At 54.2% G+C, this 17,645-nt stretch carries 12 protein-coding genes; 8 read left to right on the plus strand and 4 right to left on the minus strand.

Going from position 1 to position 17,645, the window contains the following annotated elements; translation table 11 throughout:
* Positions 1 to 68: 68 nt before the first annotated feature.
* The 3 genes from RE6C_RS12615 to RE6C_RS12625 all read left to right on the plus strand — a co-directional run bounded on the left by RE6C_RS12615 (position 69) and on the right by RE6C_RS12625 (position 3,173).
* The gene (locus RE6C_RS12615; RefSeq protein ID WP_039961910.1) at positions 69 to 803 is read left to right on the plus strand and encodes a rhamnogalacturonan acetylesterase; all 735 of its coding nucleotides are present in this window, start codon (positions 69 to 71) and stop codon (positions 801 to 803) included.
* Positions 800 to 2,818: a lactonase family protein gene (locus tag RE6C_RS12620; RefSeq protein WP_008657062.1), complete on the plus strand. Its 2,019-nt coding sequence runs from the start codon at positions 800 to 802 to the stop codon at positions 2,816 to 2,818. Before RE6C_RS12615 ends, RE6C_RS12620 begins: the two co-directional genes overlap by 4 nt.
* 157 nt (positions 2,819 to 2,975) lie before the next feature.
* The gene (locus RE6C_RS12625; protein ID WP_037198672.1) at positions 2,976 to 3,173 is read left to right on the plus strand and encodes a cold-shock protein; all 198 of its coding nucleotides are present in this window, start codon (positions 2,976 to 2,978) and stop codon (positions 3,171 to 3,173) included.
* Between the two features lie 322 nt (positions 3,174 to 3,495).
* On the opposite strand, the gene RE6C_RS12630 is transcribed toward RE6C_RS12625, so the two are convergent.
* On the minus strand, positions 3,496 to 4,836 hold the full coding sequence (locus tag RE6C_RS12630) for a Gfo/Idh/MocA family oxidoreductase (protein WP_236618165.1): 1,341 nt from the start codon (positions 4,834 to 4,836) through the stop codon (positions 3,496 to 3,498).
* 295 nt (positions 4,837 to 5,131) lie between these two features.
* Here RE6C_RS12630 and RE6C_RS12635 point away from each other — a divergent pair, with 295 nt between their 5' ends.
* The 5 genes from RE6C_RS12635 (at position 5,132) to RE6C_RS12655 (ending at position 14,599) form a co-directional block, all read left to right on the plus strand.
* Positions 5,132 to 8,902: a CHAT domain-containing protein gene (locus RE6C_RS12635; protein ID WP_008657066.1), complete on the plus strand. Its 3,771-nt coding sequence runs from the start codon at positions 5,132 to 5,134 to the stop codon at positions 8,900 to 8,902.
* A gap of 263 nt (positions 8,903 to 9,165) precedes the next feature.
* Positions 9,166 to 10,173, plus strand: coding sequence for an FAD:protein FMN transferase (locus RE6C_RS12640; RefSeq protein WP_008657067.1), 1,008 nt, complete (start codon positions 9,166 to 9,168; stop codon positions 10,171 to 10,173).
* 199 nt (positions 10,174 to 10,372) lie between these two features.
* Positions 10,373 to 10,894, plus strand: coding sequence for a hypothetical protein (locus tag RE6C_RS12645; RefSeq protein ID WP_008657068.1), 522 nt, complete (start codon positions 10,373 to 10,375; stop codon positions 10,892 to 10,894).
* Positions 10,895 to 10,937: 43 nt separating this feature from the next.
* Positions 10,938 to 12,944 carry a biosynthetic arginine decarboxylase gene (speA, locus tag RE6C_RS12650; RefSeq protein ID WP_037252186.1) on the plus strand — a complete coding sequence of 669 codons (2,007 nt, stop codon included), beginning with the start codon at positions 10,938 to 10,940 and terminating at the stop codon, positions 12,942 to 12,944.
* A gap of 89 nt (positions 12,945 to 13,033) precedes the next feature.
* On the plus strand, positions 13,034 to 14,599 hold the full coding sequence (locus tag RE6C_RS12655; protein WP_008657070.1) for a bifunctional GNAT family N-acetyltransferase/carbon-nitrogen hydrolase family protein: 1,566 nt from the start codon (positions 13,034 to 13,036) through the stop codon (positions 14,597 to 14,599).
* Positions 14,600 to 14,746: 147 nt separating this feature from the next.
* On the opposite strand, the gene RE6C_RS12660 is transcribed toward RE6C_RS12655, so the two are convergent.
* From RE6C_RS12660 to RE6C_RS12670, 3 genes are all read right to left on the minus strand, one after another.
* Positions 14,747 to 15,505, minus strand: a complete 759-nt coding sequence (locus tag RE6C_RS12660; RefSeq protein ID WP_008657071.1) for a hypothetical protein — start codon at positions 15,503 to 15,505, stop codon at positions 14,747 to 14,749.
* Between the two features lie 170 nt (positions 15,506 to 15,675).
* Positions 15,676 to 17,070, minus strand: coding sequence for a beta-ketoacyl-[acyl-carrier-protein] synthase family protein (locus RE6C_RS12665; RefSeq protein WP_008657072.1), 1,395 nt, complete (start codon positions 17,068 to 17,070; stop codon positions 15,676 to 15,678).
* Positions 17,071 to 17,157: 87 nt separating this feature from the next.
* On the minus strand, positions 17,158 to 17,577 hold the full coding sequence (locus tag RE6C_RS12670; protein ID WP_008657073.1) for an OsmC family protein: 420 nt from the start codon (positions 17,575 to 17,577) through the stop codon (positions 17,158 to 17,160).
* Positions 17,578 to 17,645: the final 68 nt, after the last annotated feature.

Raw genomic sequence — 17,645 nt, forward strand, 5'->3', positions numbered from 1 at the left:
CCTTTCCCGCATCATCAAGGAATCTCACCATTTCAACTACCAATCTCAAAATGCACGGCTTCCTAGGCATGCGTTGGCTAGTGGCCGCGTCATCGTTGCTCGTCTCGAGCGTCGTCGTAGCACAGACGGATCGAGTCGCTGCTTCACCTTCGTCTGAAAATGCCTCGATCACCATCGCTTTGATTGGTGACTCGACCGTCGAGGACTATTCTGGATGGGGCGTGGCTTTTCGGAAGCGATTCGGCGACCAAGCGGAGGTACTCAACTTCGCAAAAGGCGGAGCGAGTTCGAAAAGTTGGTATGACGGCAATCGTATGCCGCCGGTCTTGGACGCAAATCCGGACTACGTGCTGATTCAGTTCGGACACAATGACCAGCCAGGAAAAGGTCCGAAGCGAGAAACCGATCCCGCCACGACCTATCGCGACCAGCTGAAACGCTACGTCGCGGAAGTGAAGTCAATCGGCGCAATTCCAATCATCGTCAGTTCGGTGACGAGACGTCGTTTCGATGAGAACGACCAGATTCGAACGACGCTGGGTCCATGGGCCGCCGCAGCGCAGGAGGTTGCAACGGATTTGGACGTGCCGTTCGTTGATTTGCACAAAAGAAGCATTGAACTTCACAACAAAATCGGACCGGAGGCCAGCATGGAGTTCAATTTTAAGGAAGGCGACCTGACCCACTTCAACGAAAAGGGTGGCGAAGCGATGGCCGACCTCGTCATCGACGAGCTGCAATCCGCGGTGCCCAGTTTGACCAAGTATTTGAAAACGTCGTCATCCCATACAGACAAACAATGAATCGCCAGATCCTGTTCCTTCGACCGTCTCGCCGCCCGATGTTCCGAATCGTTGTGCTGCTGATTGCGTTTGTGTGCTCCGGTACGCTGCGAGCTGAGGATGAGCCGAACGGATCGCCCGCAAATCGACCTCTGATGGCCTACGTCGGAACGTTTAGCTCACCACTTGGCGATGTTCCACCAACGCAAGTTGATCTACCTGCTGGCAACGGTCGAGGAATTCACCTTTTTGAAGTTGATCGCAATAGCGGTGCTTTGAAGGCGGCCGGGACGTTTAGTTTGGGCGTCAGTCCGGATTGTTTGGTGGTCAATGCGGCTGGGAATCGATTGTACTCAAGCAATGAAACGGATCGCTTTGGAGACGCGGAGCAAGGATCCGTCAGTTCCTTCGCGATTGATCCTCGCGATGGTCAATTGACGTTGTTGAATACGGTTGCTTCGGAAGGCGACGGGCCCACGTATGTCAGCATTCATCCGTCGGGACGCTATCTCTTCGTCGCGAATTATTTCAGTGGATCGATCGCGGTGTTGCCCATTCTTTCGGACGGACGTTTGGGCAACGCGACTGATGTCCAACACGGCGAAGGAAACGTCGGGCCCACCAAGGCAACCAATGCTCCGCCGGGAAGCTTCGCAATTAGCGGTCACGATGGCTCGCATGCACACATGATCGAATCCGATGCAACGGGACGCTACGTCCTGCATGTAGATTTGGGAATGGACCGAATCTTTGTTTGGAAGTTCGACGCTACCACAGGGAAGCTATCCGCCAACACGCCAGCAAGCGTGTCCTTGCCTCCGGGAGATGGACCACGGCATTTTGATTTTCATGCAAATGGCCGGTGGATGTATTCGATCCAAGAAGAAGGATCCACGATCGTGTTGTTTGACTACGACTCGGACGCTGGGCGATTGACACAGCGTCAAACCATATCCTCCTTGCCGCCTGGCTTCCAAGGCAGCAACTTCTGCTCCGAGATTTTGGTTTCTGACGACGGACGTTTTGTCTACGCCGGCAATCGACTTCACGACAGCATCGGAATTTTCGCGATCGAGTCAGATGGAACACTGCGGCAGGTTGGCAACGAATGGACTCGTGGTGACTACCCCCGCAGTTTCCACTTTGATCCTAGCGGTCGTTTTCTTTACGTATGCAATCAACGTGCGGACAACGTCACGGCATTTCGGATCGACCGAGACTCTGGGTTGCTGGAGTTCACCGGGAACTATGCCTCGGTCGGCAATCCGTCTTGCATCACCTTTGTAGATCTCGCTGAAAATCATCAATCGGTTCACGAGATACGTCGTGTTGCCGCACCCGAAGCCCATCAGGCGGTGGCGGTGGATGAGTCTTCGATTTATGCGATCTCCAATCGAGCGATCGCTCGATACGACAAACAATCCGGCAAGCGTGTCGCTCGCTGGGATGCTCCTGACGGATCAGAAATCAAGCATCTCAACAGCGGAATCGTCAAAGATGGAAGGCTGTATTGTGCGAATTCCAATTGGCCGACCAAGCCGCTGAAGAATTCGATTGAGATATTTGACGCCGAACGCATGGAGCATTTGCAGTCGAAGCTATTCGCTGAAACGGAAGGAGCGATCAACTGGGTCGATCGGCATGAAGGAGCTTGGTGGGTTGCTTTCGCGTTTTATGGCGAAGCGGAAGTTCGTCGGACCAAGTTGGTTCGATACGACAAACTGTGGAGAGAAACCGGCGAATGGACATTTCCCGAATCGGTGATTCAGCGGTTTTTGCCAATGAGCAATTCAGGTGGCTGCTTCGGGCCGAATGGAGATTTGTACGTCACCGGCCATGATCACGCTGAACTTTATCTTCTCGACATTCCGACCAACGGAAACGAACTCAAACACGTGGCGACTGTGCCAGCACCGATCGCCGGACAGGGAATTGCTTGGGATTTTGATGATTTAGGAGTCTTATTGGGGATAAATCGTGCCAGCCATGAAGTCGTCTTTATGCGTGCCACCGGGGCGATTGAACCGCTTCGGTGAGATGGCGGCCGAGGAAATTTCAATGAATTACCGATTGGTCCCCACTTTATGCCCGTTAGGTGAGCAACATCTGTTACGATGCCCGCGGCAGTCGACAAGCTAAGACAACTTCGTCTCCGGCATCGGCTGCCAAGAACTCTTTTGAATAGATTGAAAAATGGCAGAAGGTACGATCAAACGTCTCACCGACAAAGGCTTCGGTTTCATTGACGTTGGCAGCTCGAAGGACTTGTTCTTTCACTCGTCCAGCGTTGAAGGCGTGAACTTCGATGACCTCCGCGAAGGTCAACAAGTCACGTTCAACGAAGCACGTGGCGAAAAAGGGCCTTGTGCAGAAAACGTCCAAGTTCAGTAAGTGACTCGGGTTAGTCACCCAGCTTCCTGTTCTGTCGTGAGCGCATTCCGCGGACGACATTCGAGCGGGAACACACCAAGACTGTAAAATACACAACGGCATTTGGCTTGATGAGCCAAATGCCGTTTTTTTTGCGTGTTGGTTTTCTGCAAACTTCGCGGCAAACGATCGATTAAAAACAGGCTGAATGCCGCGTGTATTTGCCACAATCCTTTACCGGCCAACCAACTGTCCGTTCGTCACTCCAAGAGAATGGAAACCCCGCAGCGGTTGATTCTGCGGACACCGAGCAGCTGGTTGGGCCGATTCGTTGGAGGCTTTCCTACACGGTGTAGTACTCTTCCCAGCCTTTTCGTGGGGCATTTCCCTTCAAGAGTTCGTTGGCTCGTTCGTTGTTGGTGATCTCTCGCTTTTCAGCGTCGAACTTCAGGGTGCCGCCGAGACGTTGAGCGATGCAGCCCAGCATAAATACTTGCGTCAACGGACCTGATACCGCGAACTTCGAGTTGCATTCCTCTTTGCCCATTGCTGCGAGCAAGAAGTTCTTCATGTGGCTATGGTTCGTTTCGCCGGCTGGGATCTCTGGAGTTTTGACAGAGTCGGACAAAATGCTGAGCTTGGCGTTGTGAGTGCCGCCCAGGAAAGTCCGATCGTCGCTGTACATCACCTTGCCACATGCCGGCATGGATTTGCCTTCGCCAAGTTCCTTTGGACGCGGTGGCTGGTTTTTGACACCGTCGTACCAGTTGATTGACATCGCGGGCATTCCCGGACCACGTTCGGCAAACTCGAATGCAATGGTGGTTGCCATTGGGTAGATGAAATCGTTCGGGCCTTCCAATTTGTCCGCGCGAATCTCGTACGGCAGTCCCAAGTCAAGGAAACGATGGATGCTGTCCAACGTGTGAGGCCCCCAATCACCGAAGGCACCGTTGCCGTAGTCGTACCAACCACGCCAGTTGCCATTGTCGAGTCGATCACTGTAGCTCTGCATCGGTGCGGTTGCGGTCCACACATCCCAGTTCATTCCGGCGGGCATTTTCTCCGCAGCGGGATATCCGGTCACGTTTCCCCATGGATGCCAACGTCGTCCTTTGTTCATGCAAGCGTCGACACGGCGGACGTTTTTGATAATGCCTTCTTCCACCCATGTTTTGAACTGCATGCGTTGTGAAGAGGAGTGACCTTGGTTGCCCATTTGGCAGATGCCGTTGTGCTTCTTTTCAGCCGCAATCAGCAGTTCGCATTCTTCGAATGTGTGCGCAAGCGGTTTTTCGACGTAGACCGCAACGCCTTCCGAGATGGCTCGCATTGAAATTGGAAAGTGCGTGTGGTCGGGTGTACCGACCGTGCAGGCGTCAATCTTGCCACCCATCTCATCGAACATCTTGCGGAAGTCGTCATAGACCTTCGCTTCGGGATGTTGTTGTTTGAAACGATTGGTGCGTGACGGGTCGGCATCGCAAAGAGCAACGACGTTGACCATGCCAGATTTGACCGCATCGTTGCCAATGGCGGCTCCCCGATTGGTGCAACCGATGATTGCCAAGTTCACCTTGTCATTGCTCTCAGCGGCCTGCGTCGATTGAATGCCAAGAGTCCCGATGCCGGCGGTTGCGACGGTGGCCTTTTTCAAGAAAGAACGACGGCTCGCGTTTGTCATCGTGTTGGTCACTGCAGTGGGGTCCGAATTGATGGAGAATGGTGGGACGGGAGTTCCAATTTAGTGTCGACCATGATACCTGAACGGCGGCAGACTTGCTGTCGATTGGTTTCAAGGCAAAGCCACGGCAACGCTGTAGGAACGGCCGCTGAGAAAGCGGGAGAACAACCTCGGGGAACAAAAATTGGACTCATCGCATCCGATTCTGTGGAACAATTGAATCCGAAGCAGCAGTCGACCAGACGAGTACTTAAATCTAGAACGCCAACCAACTTGGATCGTAAAATTGATTGAGATGAACGATTTTCGAATTGCTAGTCGCATTGCATTGGTTTTGGTGACCTCGCTGGGCGTTTGCCAAACAGTCGGCGCACAGGAGTCGAAGAATGCAAAGCCGATTATTCTCGACGGCGGGACGATCGCGATGCGTCATGAGGATGGTCCGGTTGCGATTCATTTGACCAACAATGGACGGGCGGTGGCTTGCGAGTACGGCGCTGTCGTCAACCGCATGCGAAACTCTCAAGCGAAGGCGATCCTCGTGGTCGAACTCGAATCCGGACGCGTTATCAACCGGATGCCATATTCCGAATCGTTCACAGCAAGCCGATCTGCGTGTTCACCTGATGGCCGATACTTCGTCGTTTGTGAAAAAAAATCAGCGAAGCTATTTGATCTTGAGACAGGGAGGCTCATAAAGTCCTGGCCCTGGAGCAATCCGAATTCGTTTCTGGTGGCGAGCCCCGAAGGCAACGCGTTTGCTATCTGCGATCAACGGGATGTCTCTGTCTGGAATTTTGCAACGGGCGAGGAAATTGTGAAATTGCCACCACATCCAACGTCGGTTGCCAGCGTGTCGTTTGACCAAAGTGGAACGTTCCTACTTTCGAGTTGCAGGGAACTGACTCGGAAATGGGACTTCCAGTCAGAGAGTGCGACCAACATTCCGGTAACGCACTCAATGCGGTACATGGCTATTGACCCTGAGAGTTCGAACTTCTACGGGACCTTCGTCGGATTGATGGAAGGCGGTGCAGCGAGTTACGACATGCAATTGGGAAGGCGAGGACTCTTCTTGCGGGAGCATCAAGCGATGCAAATCGACTTTGAATCGCAACACCTGTTCACTGTCAAGATTTCGGGTATTTCTGGGGACAAGGGACCTCTTGCAGTTCAATTGCGAAGCTTGTCCAACTTGGATGACGTCAAGTATCTGCCGCTTGCACCTCGCCTACGAGAGAGTCTTCAACGACTTAATGCCGTTTTTGTCGACGATCTTCGCCTATCGCCCGACCGCCAATACTTATTAATTCGTCTCGACTATGGACGTCTTTCGCAAATCTGGAGACTCGACGAAAACCTGAACGATCTCTTGATCGCTTCCGCATCGCACCTCGAACACACCTACGTTCCGGAGCCTCCTAAGAAAACAGCGAAAACTAAGGAAGAACTATTTCAAGAACGAATCGATGCAATCCAAAGAAAGGTTAGTGATCTGGTTGGCAGAGATAAAACCGACCAGGCTGTTCAGGAGATTGAGTCACTCTTGTCGGCGGGGGAGCGACGGTTGCAACGCGCGCCGAGACGACACCAACGGCTGCTTACGAATTGCGGTCTGGCTTATGAGACCCCACTGTCGTTACCCGAAAAAGCGCTCCCGTTGTATGAGAAAGCACTCGAGTTGTCTGAGTCGGGGAATCGATACGATCTGAGATGGAAGGGTTTGCTTGAAAGAATCTCATGGATGCAGGAAAAGCTTGGGGATCGTATTTCTGCGGCAAAGACCCTGCGCAGAGTAGTCGACCATCAGCTCAAAAATGATCGAAACGTTCATGGAACCACTTATGCTCGGCTCGGTCAGCTCATTTTTGATCCGGAAGTTCCGGATGCCGCTTCTGATGGGTTGAAATGGTTCATCAAAGCGTGGCATCAATCGACATCAGACGCCGGAACGCTAAGCAATGAAACGCGTCAAATTTACGATCAATTGGTCACTCACGCAAAACAAGCAGATATTTGGGAACCGATCGAAGACGTTTTGATCGAGCAAGTCTCCCAACATGTGCGATATCTTGGGCTCAACCATCCTCATACCGCAAAGGCGACGCTGCAACTCGCCCAACTTTATGAACGTCTCGGAAAAGACACCGAAGCGTTGCGGACGATGGACCGAAGTCAGCGAGCTTTGAAGGACCATGTTGCACGCGTTCTGCCGTTGATGTCAGAACAGGAGCAAAGTGACTTCCTTCGAGAACAGTTTCAGCCGGCGGTCAATGCTGCGTTGATGATGGCGGTGCGACTTGAACAGCATCCAGACGCGGCAAAGTACTCGTGCGAATGGATCCTAAATTCGAAGGGCACGGCAACCAGGGTGCTCGCCGAGCGAACGCGGATGGCGGCGTCGACAAAGGATCCGCAAGTTCGCGCGATTGCCAAAGATTTGGCTCAGGTGCGAAACCAAATCTCCGAAATCGGCTTGCGTTCAGTCACTGCACTGGAACGATCATCTGAATCGAGTGGTTCTCTTGTGAATCCACAGAGCGAATTGGATCGACTTCGGCGGCGTGAATCAGATCTCTCGTGGCAACTCGGAAGTGCTGGTTGGACCGAAATGAGGCTTGATCCATGGGTGACCCTCGAACAAGTTCGAAAGAACATTGCCGATGACACAGTCTTGATCGAGTTGGCGGTTGTCGGATTGAGGACGAAAATACGGAGCGCCAATTGGGATCGTGCTGGCCGAGTATCGAAGATTGGAATTGAGCCTGCCGATCCAATGGTTGTTGCCTGGGTTGTGCCTTCCACCGGGCAGGGGAGTGTCCGATTGAGTATTGTCTGCCGGGATTGGAACCAGCTTGCGACGCCAATCAATCACTTTCAAACGGTCCTGCGGGGGCAGTTGGTCGGAAACGGCGTGGCTTCGTCCCCTCAATATCTTTTGACTGAGATCGCGTCACATCTATCCCAGCGGTTGCCCAGTGAGGTGTGGAATGCAAAGAAGCTGTTGATTTCACCTGACCATCAACTGTGGATGGTACCCTGGGCCGCTCTCCCGGACGAGGAAGGACGTTTCTTAATTCATCGACATGAATTTCAATACCTACTCAGCGGCCGTGACTTGCTGAACCAGGCATCGCTCGAACCGAAGTCCGCTCCTTTGGTTGTCGCAAACCCCGATTACGGAACCGTTGCGAACCAGGACGCCCAGGTGGTTCCATTTGCACCTCTTCCAGGTACAGCCGAGGAAGCACGTGGCATCCTTCCGTCGCTAAAGGTATTAGCGACCGGTGATCCCGAAGTCTATTTGGGAGCGGAAGCGACAGAATCAATCGTTCAATCGGCACGACGACCTAAGGTAGCCGTTTTTAGCACACACGGTTTTGCTGAACACCGGGACGGTCAGCATCCCCTCGCGACTTGCGGATTGGCTTTTTGTGACGCAAATTCGGCGATCAAGGGGAGCGGGGAAGGCGTGCTGACCGGGTTGGAAGTATTGGCGGCCGATTATCGAGGAACAGAACTGGTTGTATTGAGCGCGTGCCAAACAGGGCTCGGAACTGCCAACAGCGGCGAAGGTGTCACCGGATTGCGTTATGCATTCCAACTCGCGGGAGCTCGCAATGTCGCCGCCACGCTTTGGTCCATCCCCGACCGAATCACCGCCGAAATGATGACTGACTTCTTCCGGCACTATGCTGCTGGCGAAACGGGAGGGGCCGCACTACGTCACGCACAACTCTCCATCATCGAAAAGCTGGAAGATGCAGGCTACTATGCTGCACCACAGCTATGGGCTGCCTTCACCATCGCCGGTCCTCCACCTAAAAATGATTTAGATGAATTGAACTCGGAAGACGTTTCATCCACTCAAACCGCAAGTGTTGTTCGCACGTGGCGAAGCGCCGATGGGAAATTTTCGGTGCGGGCGAAGTTCGTTTCTGCGGATGATCAGCACGTTGTCTTGCGAAGAGAAGACGGAATGCTAAGCAAGGTCCCGCTAATCAAACTGCATTCGGATGATTTGGACGCGATCCGGAAGCTACGCCAAACAGACTCAGCTCGATGAATTTTGCGGCGGTCGTTTCAGCCAGGACCATTGTTAACAGTGCAACGAGAGTATGTCGCTTGGCAAACAAGGGGGTTTCTCAGTGGGATGGTCTTGGACGTATCATGTGCTGGCGGGACTGCATCGCCGGCCATGCGGGAGCAGTTCGTCGACTGAGAGCGTCTCATCGGCCATCCGGACTCAACATTGAAACCGTGTTCAATGTGGAAAGGCTATGACGCTCTGTAGTCTTCCTCGCCCGCCTCACTGAATACACCAAGCTTTTGTGGGAAGTTGCATTGTTGGAATTGAAGCATCGTGCGATGGCGTGCGACTTTGTGGTGCTGGTGCCGGACGAGAATCAACGTGTGGGCAATCGGTCGGCCGCTGATGCGGTGCTGCGTCACTTGGAAGCGATTGAAGAGATCGAGAATTCGCTGACGGTCTATCGGGGCGACAGCGAAATCGCTCGCGTCAATGCGTTGGCGTATGAAAAGCCTGTTCATTTGAAGCCCGCCACGTTCGAGCTCCTGCAGAAAGCAAACGCCCTCGCTGAACGCACCCAGGGAGCATTCGACATCACGGCAGGACCTCTCGTGGAGACTTGGGGGTTCACCAAGCGTGAAGGTCGAAAGCCAAAACCGGACGAGATCGAATCGGCTCGCGCACGCGTTGGTTGGAAGCACCTAATTTTGGATGTTGAAAGTCGCACTGCAAGATTCGCCGTCGAGGGCATGTCGCTGAACATGGGGGCGATCGGCAAAGGGCACGCGATCGATGTTCTTGCCGCAGCGTTGCGGGCCGAAGGCATGCGTGACTTTCTCGTCCATGCTGGGCACAGCAGCGTTCTGGCGGCGGGCGATCAACAACCAGTGGCGGAGCCAGAAGAGGATGAGCTTGATGATGACGCAGAACGCCCCAAGGGATGGCTGGTTGGCGTCTCTCATCCGACCCGACCGGGGAAACGCATGGGCGGACTTTGGCTTCGCGACGAGGCGTTGTCGACCAGTGGAAGTGGGAAACAGTTTTTCCATCATCAAGGCAAACGATACGGGCATGTCATTGATCCACGGACGGGGTACCCGGCTGGCCAGTGGCTGTCGTTGACGCTGACGACGACTCACGCGGTGGACGCGGATGCCCTTTCAACGGCTTTGTTTGTCATGGGAAAAGACGACGCAGAAGCGTATGCTACCGAGCACGGGATCGGATTGATCTTGGTCAGTGCCGGGAAACGCAAGGAGGAGGTCCTGTTGGACAAGTCGGGCCCCTTGATCTGGCACAACACTTGAGCACCCCCGGGATTCATTCGGGTGGGAATTTCCCGTGGCCAGCGTTTGATGCTTCGGGCTGGTTCGGCGCTCAGTGAAAAGGCGTCGCGTTTCATTGCGATGACACTGATACGTTGTTCGCACCGGCGCCCGAATCGAAATCACGCCACAAAATCGTTGACACTTCCTACGTCTGCTTTGTTTTCGCTGATACGTCTTCATGTCTGATTCTTCAACCAACAGCAACGCGACAACCGTTCCTGAGCCTGATAGCAATCAGGCAGTCCATGAGCCACCGCGGTCGATCGCGCCGACACCCCAGCTTTCCACCCGCGGGTTGTTCATTGCTCTCGCGACGGTTTGTTTTGTCCCGCTGTTTGGGCTCAGTATTTACGCGGTGATCTTTGGAAAGGCGAGCGAGCATGAATTGCCAGTCGAGATCCTGATCGACCGACGTCCGCTGATGACCGTCGAGGGCAACTCGCAGTTGATGGACGATGTGGTTGTCGTCACCAACGAAGCTGATTTCGAGATCCCCAATATCACGATGAACCTGAATGGACAGTACTTTCTGTACCAGGACAAACCGCTCGCGGTGGGAGAAACGTTGGTGCTGCGTCAGGCGGCTTTTGCGACCAAGAGCAGCCAGTTTTGGGTACCAGGACGCTATCCGATCACAGAAATTACCGTAACTGGGAAGTTGCCCACTGGTGCAAGAGGCGTGAAAGAGGTGCAATTCTGAATCTGACGTTTCAAACGCAAACCTCTTTCACATGGAATTCTGGGTGAGCTCGGTTTTGGATCCCAAATGGACTCGCAGCGACGCGTCCGATATTTACGACATCGACCGCTGGGGCGCTGGATACTTTTCGATCTCTGACGCCGGCACAGTGCTGGTTTCACCCGATCGGGATCCGTCCCAAAGCATCGACTTGAAAGAGTTGGTTGACCGTTTAGGGCAGCGGAACCTGGACCTTCCGATTCTGCTGCGTTTCAACGGGATTTTGCGTGATCGACTGCGCGAGCTCGATCGTTGTTTCAAAAACGCGATTCATGATCACAAGTATCAAAGCCGCTATCGCTGCGTCTTTCCAATCAAAGTCAACCAGCAACGCGAAGTGGTCCAGCAGATTGTCAGCGAAGGCGCCCGGTTGGGGTTTGGCATCGAAGCGGGGAGCAAGCCGGAGTTGGTTGCTGCCGTGGCGATGGGCGATTCCAACGTGCCGGTCGTTTGCAACGGATTTAAAGACGAAGAATTCATTCGGTTGGCATTGCTCGCACAGCGATTGGGCCGAAACGTTCTGCCCGTCGTCGAAAAGGTCAGTGAGCTGGATTTGATTTTGGACGTCGCGAAGGACATCGGCGTGCGTCCGACGATCGGGATGCGAGTCAAACTGGCGACTCGCGGAAGTGGACGCTGGCAAGCGAGCGGTGGATACCGCAGCAAGTTCGGTCTCACCGTCGCCGAACTGTTGGCTCAATTGGATCGTTTGATCGCGATGGACATGGGCGATTGCCTTCAGTTGCTGCACTTTCATGTCGGCAGTCAGATCGGAAACATTCGTCAGCTCAAATCGGCCATCTTGGAAGCAGCTCGAATCTATGTCGACTTGGTTCGCCGAGGTGCCGGAATGCGTTACCTCGACGTGGGCGGTGGACTCGGAGTCGACTATGACGGTTCGCGCAGCGACAGCGAATCGAGCATGAACTACACGATGCAGGAATACGCCAACGACGTCGTTTACCACACTCAAACGGTGTGCGACGAAGCGGGTGTCCCGCACCCGGAATTGATTTCGGAATCAGGTCGCGCCGTCGCTGCTCACCACAGCGTGTTGGTGATGGAAACATTGGGAGTGACATCTCAAGGCGTTGCCAACTTGCCGGCATGGGCCAAAGTCGAAGGCGAACCGGTCTCGCCCGATCACGGCGGGATCGAAATGGATTCCGTGGGCGCGATCGAAACTTCTGAAATGGAAGGTCCACCGGAATCGTACGAGCAACCGGTGCATGACTTGTGGGTGGGCTACGTCAACATGACGCAGGCCAACATGATGGAAACATTTCACGATGCGCAGGTGGCACTGGATTTGTGCATGAACCTGTTCAGCGGTGGCTACTTGCCATTGGAACAACGCGTCGCGGCGGAGAATTTGTACTTTGCGATTTGCCACCGAGTCCGTGAGTTGGCGGAATCGATGAAGGATCGTCCCGATGATTTGAAGCATCTCGATCGGATGTTGTCAGACATCTACTTCGCGAATTTTTCGTTGTTTCAATCGATGCCTGATTCCTGGGCGATTGACCAGTTGTTCCCGATCATGCCGATCCATCGTTTGCTGGAGAAGCCAACGCGGCACGCTGTTTTAGGCGATATCACATGCGACAGCGATGGCAAGGTCGACGCGTTTGTATGCGGCGGCGGACGTCAACGGACTCTGATGCTTCATCCGCTGAAGTCCGGTGAACCGTATCAGTTGGCGGTCTTCATGGTCGGTGCTTACCAGGAGATCTTGGGTGATTTGCACAACCTGTTTGGTGACACGCATGCCGTGCACGTGGACATCGAAGATGGCGTGACCAAAGTCCGTTCGATCGTCAAAGGCGACACGGTCTCAGAAGTGTTGGGTTACGTCCAATACGAAGATCGAGAGTTGATCGAGAACCTGCAAGAGTCGGTGGAATCCGCGATTGGAAACGGGCACATCGATCATCAACAAGCAGGCGAGACGGTTGCGGCGTACGAACGCGCACTCAGTGGCTACACGTATTTGTCGACGCGGACGAAATAGTTCGTGGATCTGCTGTGGTTCCGTGGCAGGACAATTGCACGGTTCGTTGTTGAGTCGTTATCTCCTCTTCGGTTCTTTGACTGGCCTTTATGTCGACACCCACACCTGACTTTGATGTTTCCAATTTTGAACGTGAGCTGATTCTTCGGAACATGCGCATCGAGGACTATGACTCGATGGTTGCCATGCAAAAGGCGTGCTTCCCAGACATGCAACCATGGACGAAGGAGCAGGTCGAAAGCCAGTTGGCACATTTTCCAGAAGGGCAGATCGTCATCGAGTGTGACGGCAAGCTGGTCGCCAGCAGCAGTAGCTTGCTGTTGCACTACGACGATGACCTGGAATGGCACGATTACAAGAAGATCGCCGACAGCGGTTTCATTCGAAACCATCAGCCGACCGGCGACACGTTGTATGGCATCGAGATCATGGTGCATTCCGATTTTCGCGGGATGCGACTGTCTCGGCGACTTTACGATGCTCGAAAAGAGCTTTGTCGTTCGCGAAACATCGAGCAGATGATCGTCGGCGGCCGTATTCCCGGCTATCACTTGCACGCGGAGGAGATGAAGGCGTCCGAGTATATCGACCGCGTCATCGATAAAACGTTCTTTGATCCAGTTCTGACAGCTCAAATTGCGAACGGTTTTTCGCTGCAAGGTTTGATCCCAAACTACTTGCCGACTGATTTGCAAAGCTGCGGTTACGCGACGTTCTTGGAATGGAGGAACCTGGATTATGTCTCGGCTGGAAAACGGCGGTTCCGCCGGACGGTTCGGCCGGTGCGAATTGGCTCCGTTCAGTACCAAATGCGAGCGGTGAAGGACTTTGAAGAGTTCGCTCAGCAGGCTCGCTATTTCGTGGATGTGGCCGGCGACTACAAATGTGACTTTCTGTTGTTCCCAGAATTATTCACCACGCAGTTGCTTTCCTTTTTGCCGAACGAACGGCCGGGACAAGCCGCTCGAACGTTGGCTGAGTACACGCCGCAGTATTTGGAGTTGTTCAGTCACTTGGCGGTGAAATTCGACACCAACATTGTCGGTGGTTCGCACTTCGTGATCGAAGACGAAAAACTATACAACGTCGCATTCTTGTTCCACCGGGACGGCAGAATCGACAAGCAGTATAAGCTGCACATCACGCCGAGCGAACGTAAATGGTGGGGCGTCGCAGGCGGCCCTGGGATCGAAGTCCTTCAAACGGACTGCGGGCCGATCTGCATCCAGGTTTGCTATGACATTGAGTTTCCTGAACTCTCGCGTCTCGCGGTGGAGAAGGGAGCCCAGATCATTTTCGTGCCATTCAACACCGACAACCGACATGGCTACATGCGAGTTCGCACCTGCGCCGCTGCCCGTTGCGTCGAAAATCACGTGTATGTCGCGATCGCCGGTTGCACGGGCAATCTGCCGTTCTGCGAGAACGCGGACATCCACTACGCTCAATCAGCCGTGCTGACGCCGTTGGATGTGACGTTCGCTCGTGAAGGGATTGGGGCGGAGGCCAACCCAAATATCGAGACCGTTGTGATCTACGACGTCGATCTTGAGTTGCTGCGTCGACATCGTGAACAAGGCAGCGTTCAAAATTGGAACGATCGACGCCTGGACTTGTATCGTCTGACTGAGACGAAAACCGACTCGGGCGAGTAGCCGGGATGAGCTTCTTTGAAACAGCTCGCGGTATTCATGAAGAAAGAGCGTGTGCGAAATGATTCGCACACGCTCTTGATCGTTTGATTGTTTTGTCCGATGTGATTCAGGTTGTCTCGATGATGAATCGCGTCGGCGTTGTTGGCTCTAGTAGAGCAGCAACTCGAAGCCGGCCTTCAGCACGACCGCATCATCGAAGCCCATGTTGGCTCCATCCCAAGTTGCGTAATCGCTGAGGTAGTCGATTCCGAGAACGGTTCGACCAGGGATTCCGCACACGGTGATGTCATGTTTGACGTCAACACCGAACGTCGTGGTGAACTTGTTGTTCGTTCCGGTGGTCACACCATCGTTGCCAACGTACTTGCCATCGAGATCATACAGCCCCAAACGCAAGTCGACCCAAACTGGACGACGACCGAACACTGTTTCCCAACCAGCGACGACCAGGGCACCGCGATACGAGTTGTCCAGCTCGTTGTCGCCAATCTCTTGTTTCCATTCCATTTGGCTGTAACCAGTACCGGCGGACAGATCGTGAACGCCGAATGTCCACGTGTCACGCATGATCGCATCGAAGCCATACATTTCTGTGTTGTCAGAAACGGCGTAGGTGAAATTGCCTTCCACGCTGGTTCGATAGCCCTCAAAGCGATGGTGTCCGCGAATGTCGGTCAGGAAGCCAACGGAATCGCCTGAGTCGCCTTGGTAGGTGGGCAACAATGGAGCCCAGATCGCTTTGCGACTGGTCAGCTCGGTACCGTCGACAGCCTGGGCCGAGGATGCCGACCAGGTCACCGATGCGAAGCCGAGCACGGCCACCGCAATCATCAAAATGGAATCAAATCGTTTCTTTGTCATCGCGTCGCTCAGATTGGCATTGGGAGGATGCACAGGAACGAACATGCCGTGGCTTGTCCGATATGACGCGAGGACCGCCTCACGCGTCTGTCTGAGTTGACTTCGGCTGGGATCCATTGGACGCGACCAGAAAGTTTGAAGAATGGTCTCAAGTCCTGATCAGAAGTCGACGCGTGACCCGTTTGTCGAAATCACAACGACGGATGCATTTTTCCTCAAGTCGCGGAAACGATGACCGCTGTCGCCGATCCGTGAGAGGTATGCGACAGGGCAATCACGTGAGGTCGCTTGAGCGGCACCGATTTCTCAACGATATTCAGCGTGTCTGGACAATCCGACGCGTGTGCGACGGGCGGTGCCGTGCCTTGCTGAGCCGCAACCACCGCGGCGGTCAGTCCCAGCATTCCTGTCGCTGCACCGGTGTGACCCAACAACCCAATCGGCAGAGTCACCGGAATACCCGGCAGAGCTTTCGCAATCGCTTCGGCTTCTTGAGCATCAATGACCGGGTCACCCATCCCGTGGCCGACGACCAATCCGATGTCATCGGCGGTCAGTCCAGCGTCAGACAATGCGCCCGCGATAGCGGCTTCGATGGCGGCGGCCGAACCCCGACCAGCATTCTCTTCGGACGAACTGGTGAATCTGCCCTCCGCGAAAGCGGCTGAGGGGACGAATCGCGATGCCATTCCCACAACCTTCGCGATTGGTTTGCGGTTTCCCTGTTCAGCGGATTCGGCGGTTTCCAAAATGACACAAGCCGCTCCTTCGCCACGCACGATTCCCTTGGCGTCTTTCGCGTGAGGTCGGCTGCTTCGTTCCACTTGTTCCGACGCACCGGTGAGTGGCTGATCTTCAGTGAACATGGTTCGCGTCGTATTCATTCGCGAACCGGCCGCCGCGGCGACCATGATGTCCGCGATTCCACGTCGCAGGTAACCACACGCTTCCAATACCGCATTGGGGCCGGACACATCGCCGACCGTCAGAGTGTTGTTGGGTCCGTGAGAATTGACCGCAATGCCCACATGACACGCGGGCATGTTGGGAAGGTATTTCAGCATCCACAGCGGAGTGATCGAACGCATCGCAGCGTTGCCAAACTTCGATCGATCGATTTCGTTGTCTTCGGTTTTGCAAGCGGCAAAGGCATCCGCCAATTCTTCGGGATCGCCGTACAACATTTCGCTGCCAAAGACGGTACCGATCCGATCGACCACGATGCGACCGGAAATTTTGGCTTGGTCAGCAGGCTCGGCTGGCAACAGCGATGACAGTCCAGCATCCTCAATTGCCATTTGCGAAGCTGCGAACGATGTTTGAATTTCGCGACACATCACCTTCAAAGCTTTTCGCGGTTTGACGAAGAGCTTCGGATCAAAGCCGGTGATCGGTGCTCCGATTTCCACTGGCGACTCTTGCGTTGTATCGCCCTCGGATCCCTGAACAAACTTGTATCGTGCCGTCGCGTTTCGATCGCCAACGGTGGAGTCGACCAGTTCGATGACGCCACTGGCCGCGTTCAGCAGAGATTCCGTGAAGGCTTCCCGCCCCAAGCCGATTGATGAGACCACGCCGACGCCGGTGATCACGATGTCACTGCGGTTCATGAAAGAAATCGGTCAAAACAAGAGAAACGGGACAAGCGGGTGGCAGCAGTATGATCCGAGCGATGGAGTGAAACCAGACCGTGCCTGTCAATCTAGGTCGACAAAGTCGATTGGTGCATCAATGTCTGGATGCAAACTTTGATGAACGGGGCACTTCCTCGCCGCGGCGACCAGTCGATCTCGCATCTCAGGTTGCAAATCCAACCCAGCTGGGAATGTGACCTTCGTTTTCAGGCTCGCGATTCGCCGAACGGGGGTGCTCGCCATTTCCTTTTCGACGCGAATGGTGGTCCCACTCAAGTCCAGCTCGTGTCGATCAGCAACCAATCCCATGATTGTCATCACGCAGGTTCCCAAAGCGGTCGCAACCAAGTCGGACGGCGAAAACGAGGAGCCTCGACCTCCATTGTCCGTGGGAGCGTCGGTGACCAATTTGGTGCCGCTCGGCCCGTGAGTCGCTTCGCAATGAAGTTGACCTTGGTAAACCGCTGTGATCTCGACTGACATTAGTCACTTTCGAATGAGATGGGCAATCACGGACAATCGTTCGAGCCGATTGTCCAACAAAAAAACGC

This window comes from Rhodopirellula europaea 6C, from assembly GCF_000338295.1.
GTDB classification, from domain to species: Bacteria; Planctomycetota; Planctomycetia; order Pirellulales; family Pirellulaceae; genus Rhodopirellula; species Rhodopirellula europaea.

Coding starts and splice junctions, on each gene's coding strand:
- RE6C_RS12615 (WP_039961910.1), top strand. CDS start 69: ATGCGTTGGCTAGTGGCCGCGTCATCGTTGCTCGTCTCGAGCGTCGTC.
- RE6C_RS12620 (WP_008657062.1), top strand. CDS start 800: ATGAATCGCCAGATCCTGTTCCTTCGACCGTCTCGCCGCCCGATGTTC.
- RE6C_RS12625 (WP_037198672.1), top strand. CDS start 2,976: ATGGCAGAAGGTACGATCAAACGTCTCACCGACAAAGGCTTCGGTTTC.
- RE6C_RS12630 (WP_236618165.1), bottom strand. CDS start 4,836: ATGACAAACGCGAGCCGTCGTTCTTTCTTGAAAAAGGCCACCGTCGCA.
- RE6C_RS12635 (WP_008657066.1), top strand. CDS start 5,132: ATGAACGATTTTCGAATTGCTAGTCGCATTGCATTGGTTTTGGTGACC.
- RE6C_RS12645 (WP_008657068.1), top strand. CDS start 10,373: ATGTCTGATTCTTCAACCAACAGCAACGCGACAACCGTTCCTGAGCCT.
- RE6C_RS12655 (WP_008657070.1), top strand. CDS start 13,034: ATGTCGACACCCACACCTGACTTTGATGTTTCCAATTTTGAACGTGAG.
- RE6C_RS12660 (WP_008657071.1), bottom strand. CDS start 15,505: ATGTTCGTTCCTGTGCATCCTCCCAATGCCAATCTGAGCGACGCGATG.
- RE6C_RS12665 (WP_008657072.1), bottom strand. CDS start 17,070: ATGAACCGCAGTGACATCGTGATCACCGGCGTCGGCGTGGTCTCATCA.
- RE6C_RS12670 (WP_008657073.1), bottom strand. CDS start 17,577: ATGTCAGTCGAGATCACAGCGGTTTACCAAGGTCAACTTCATTGCGAA.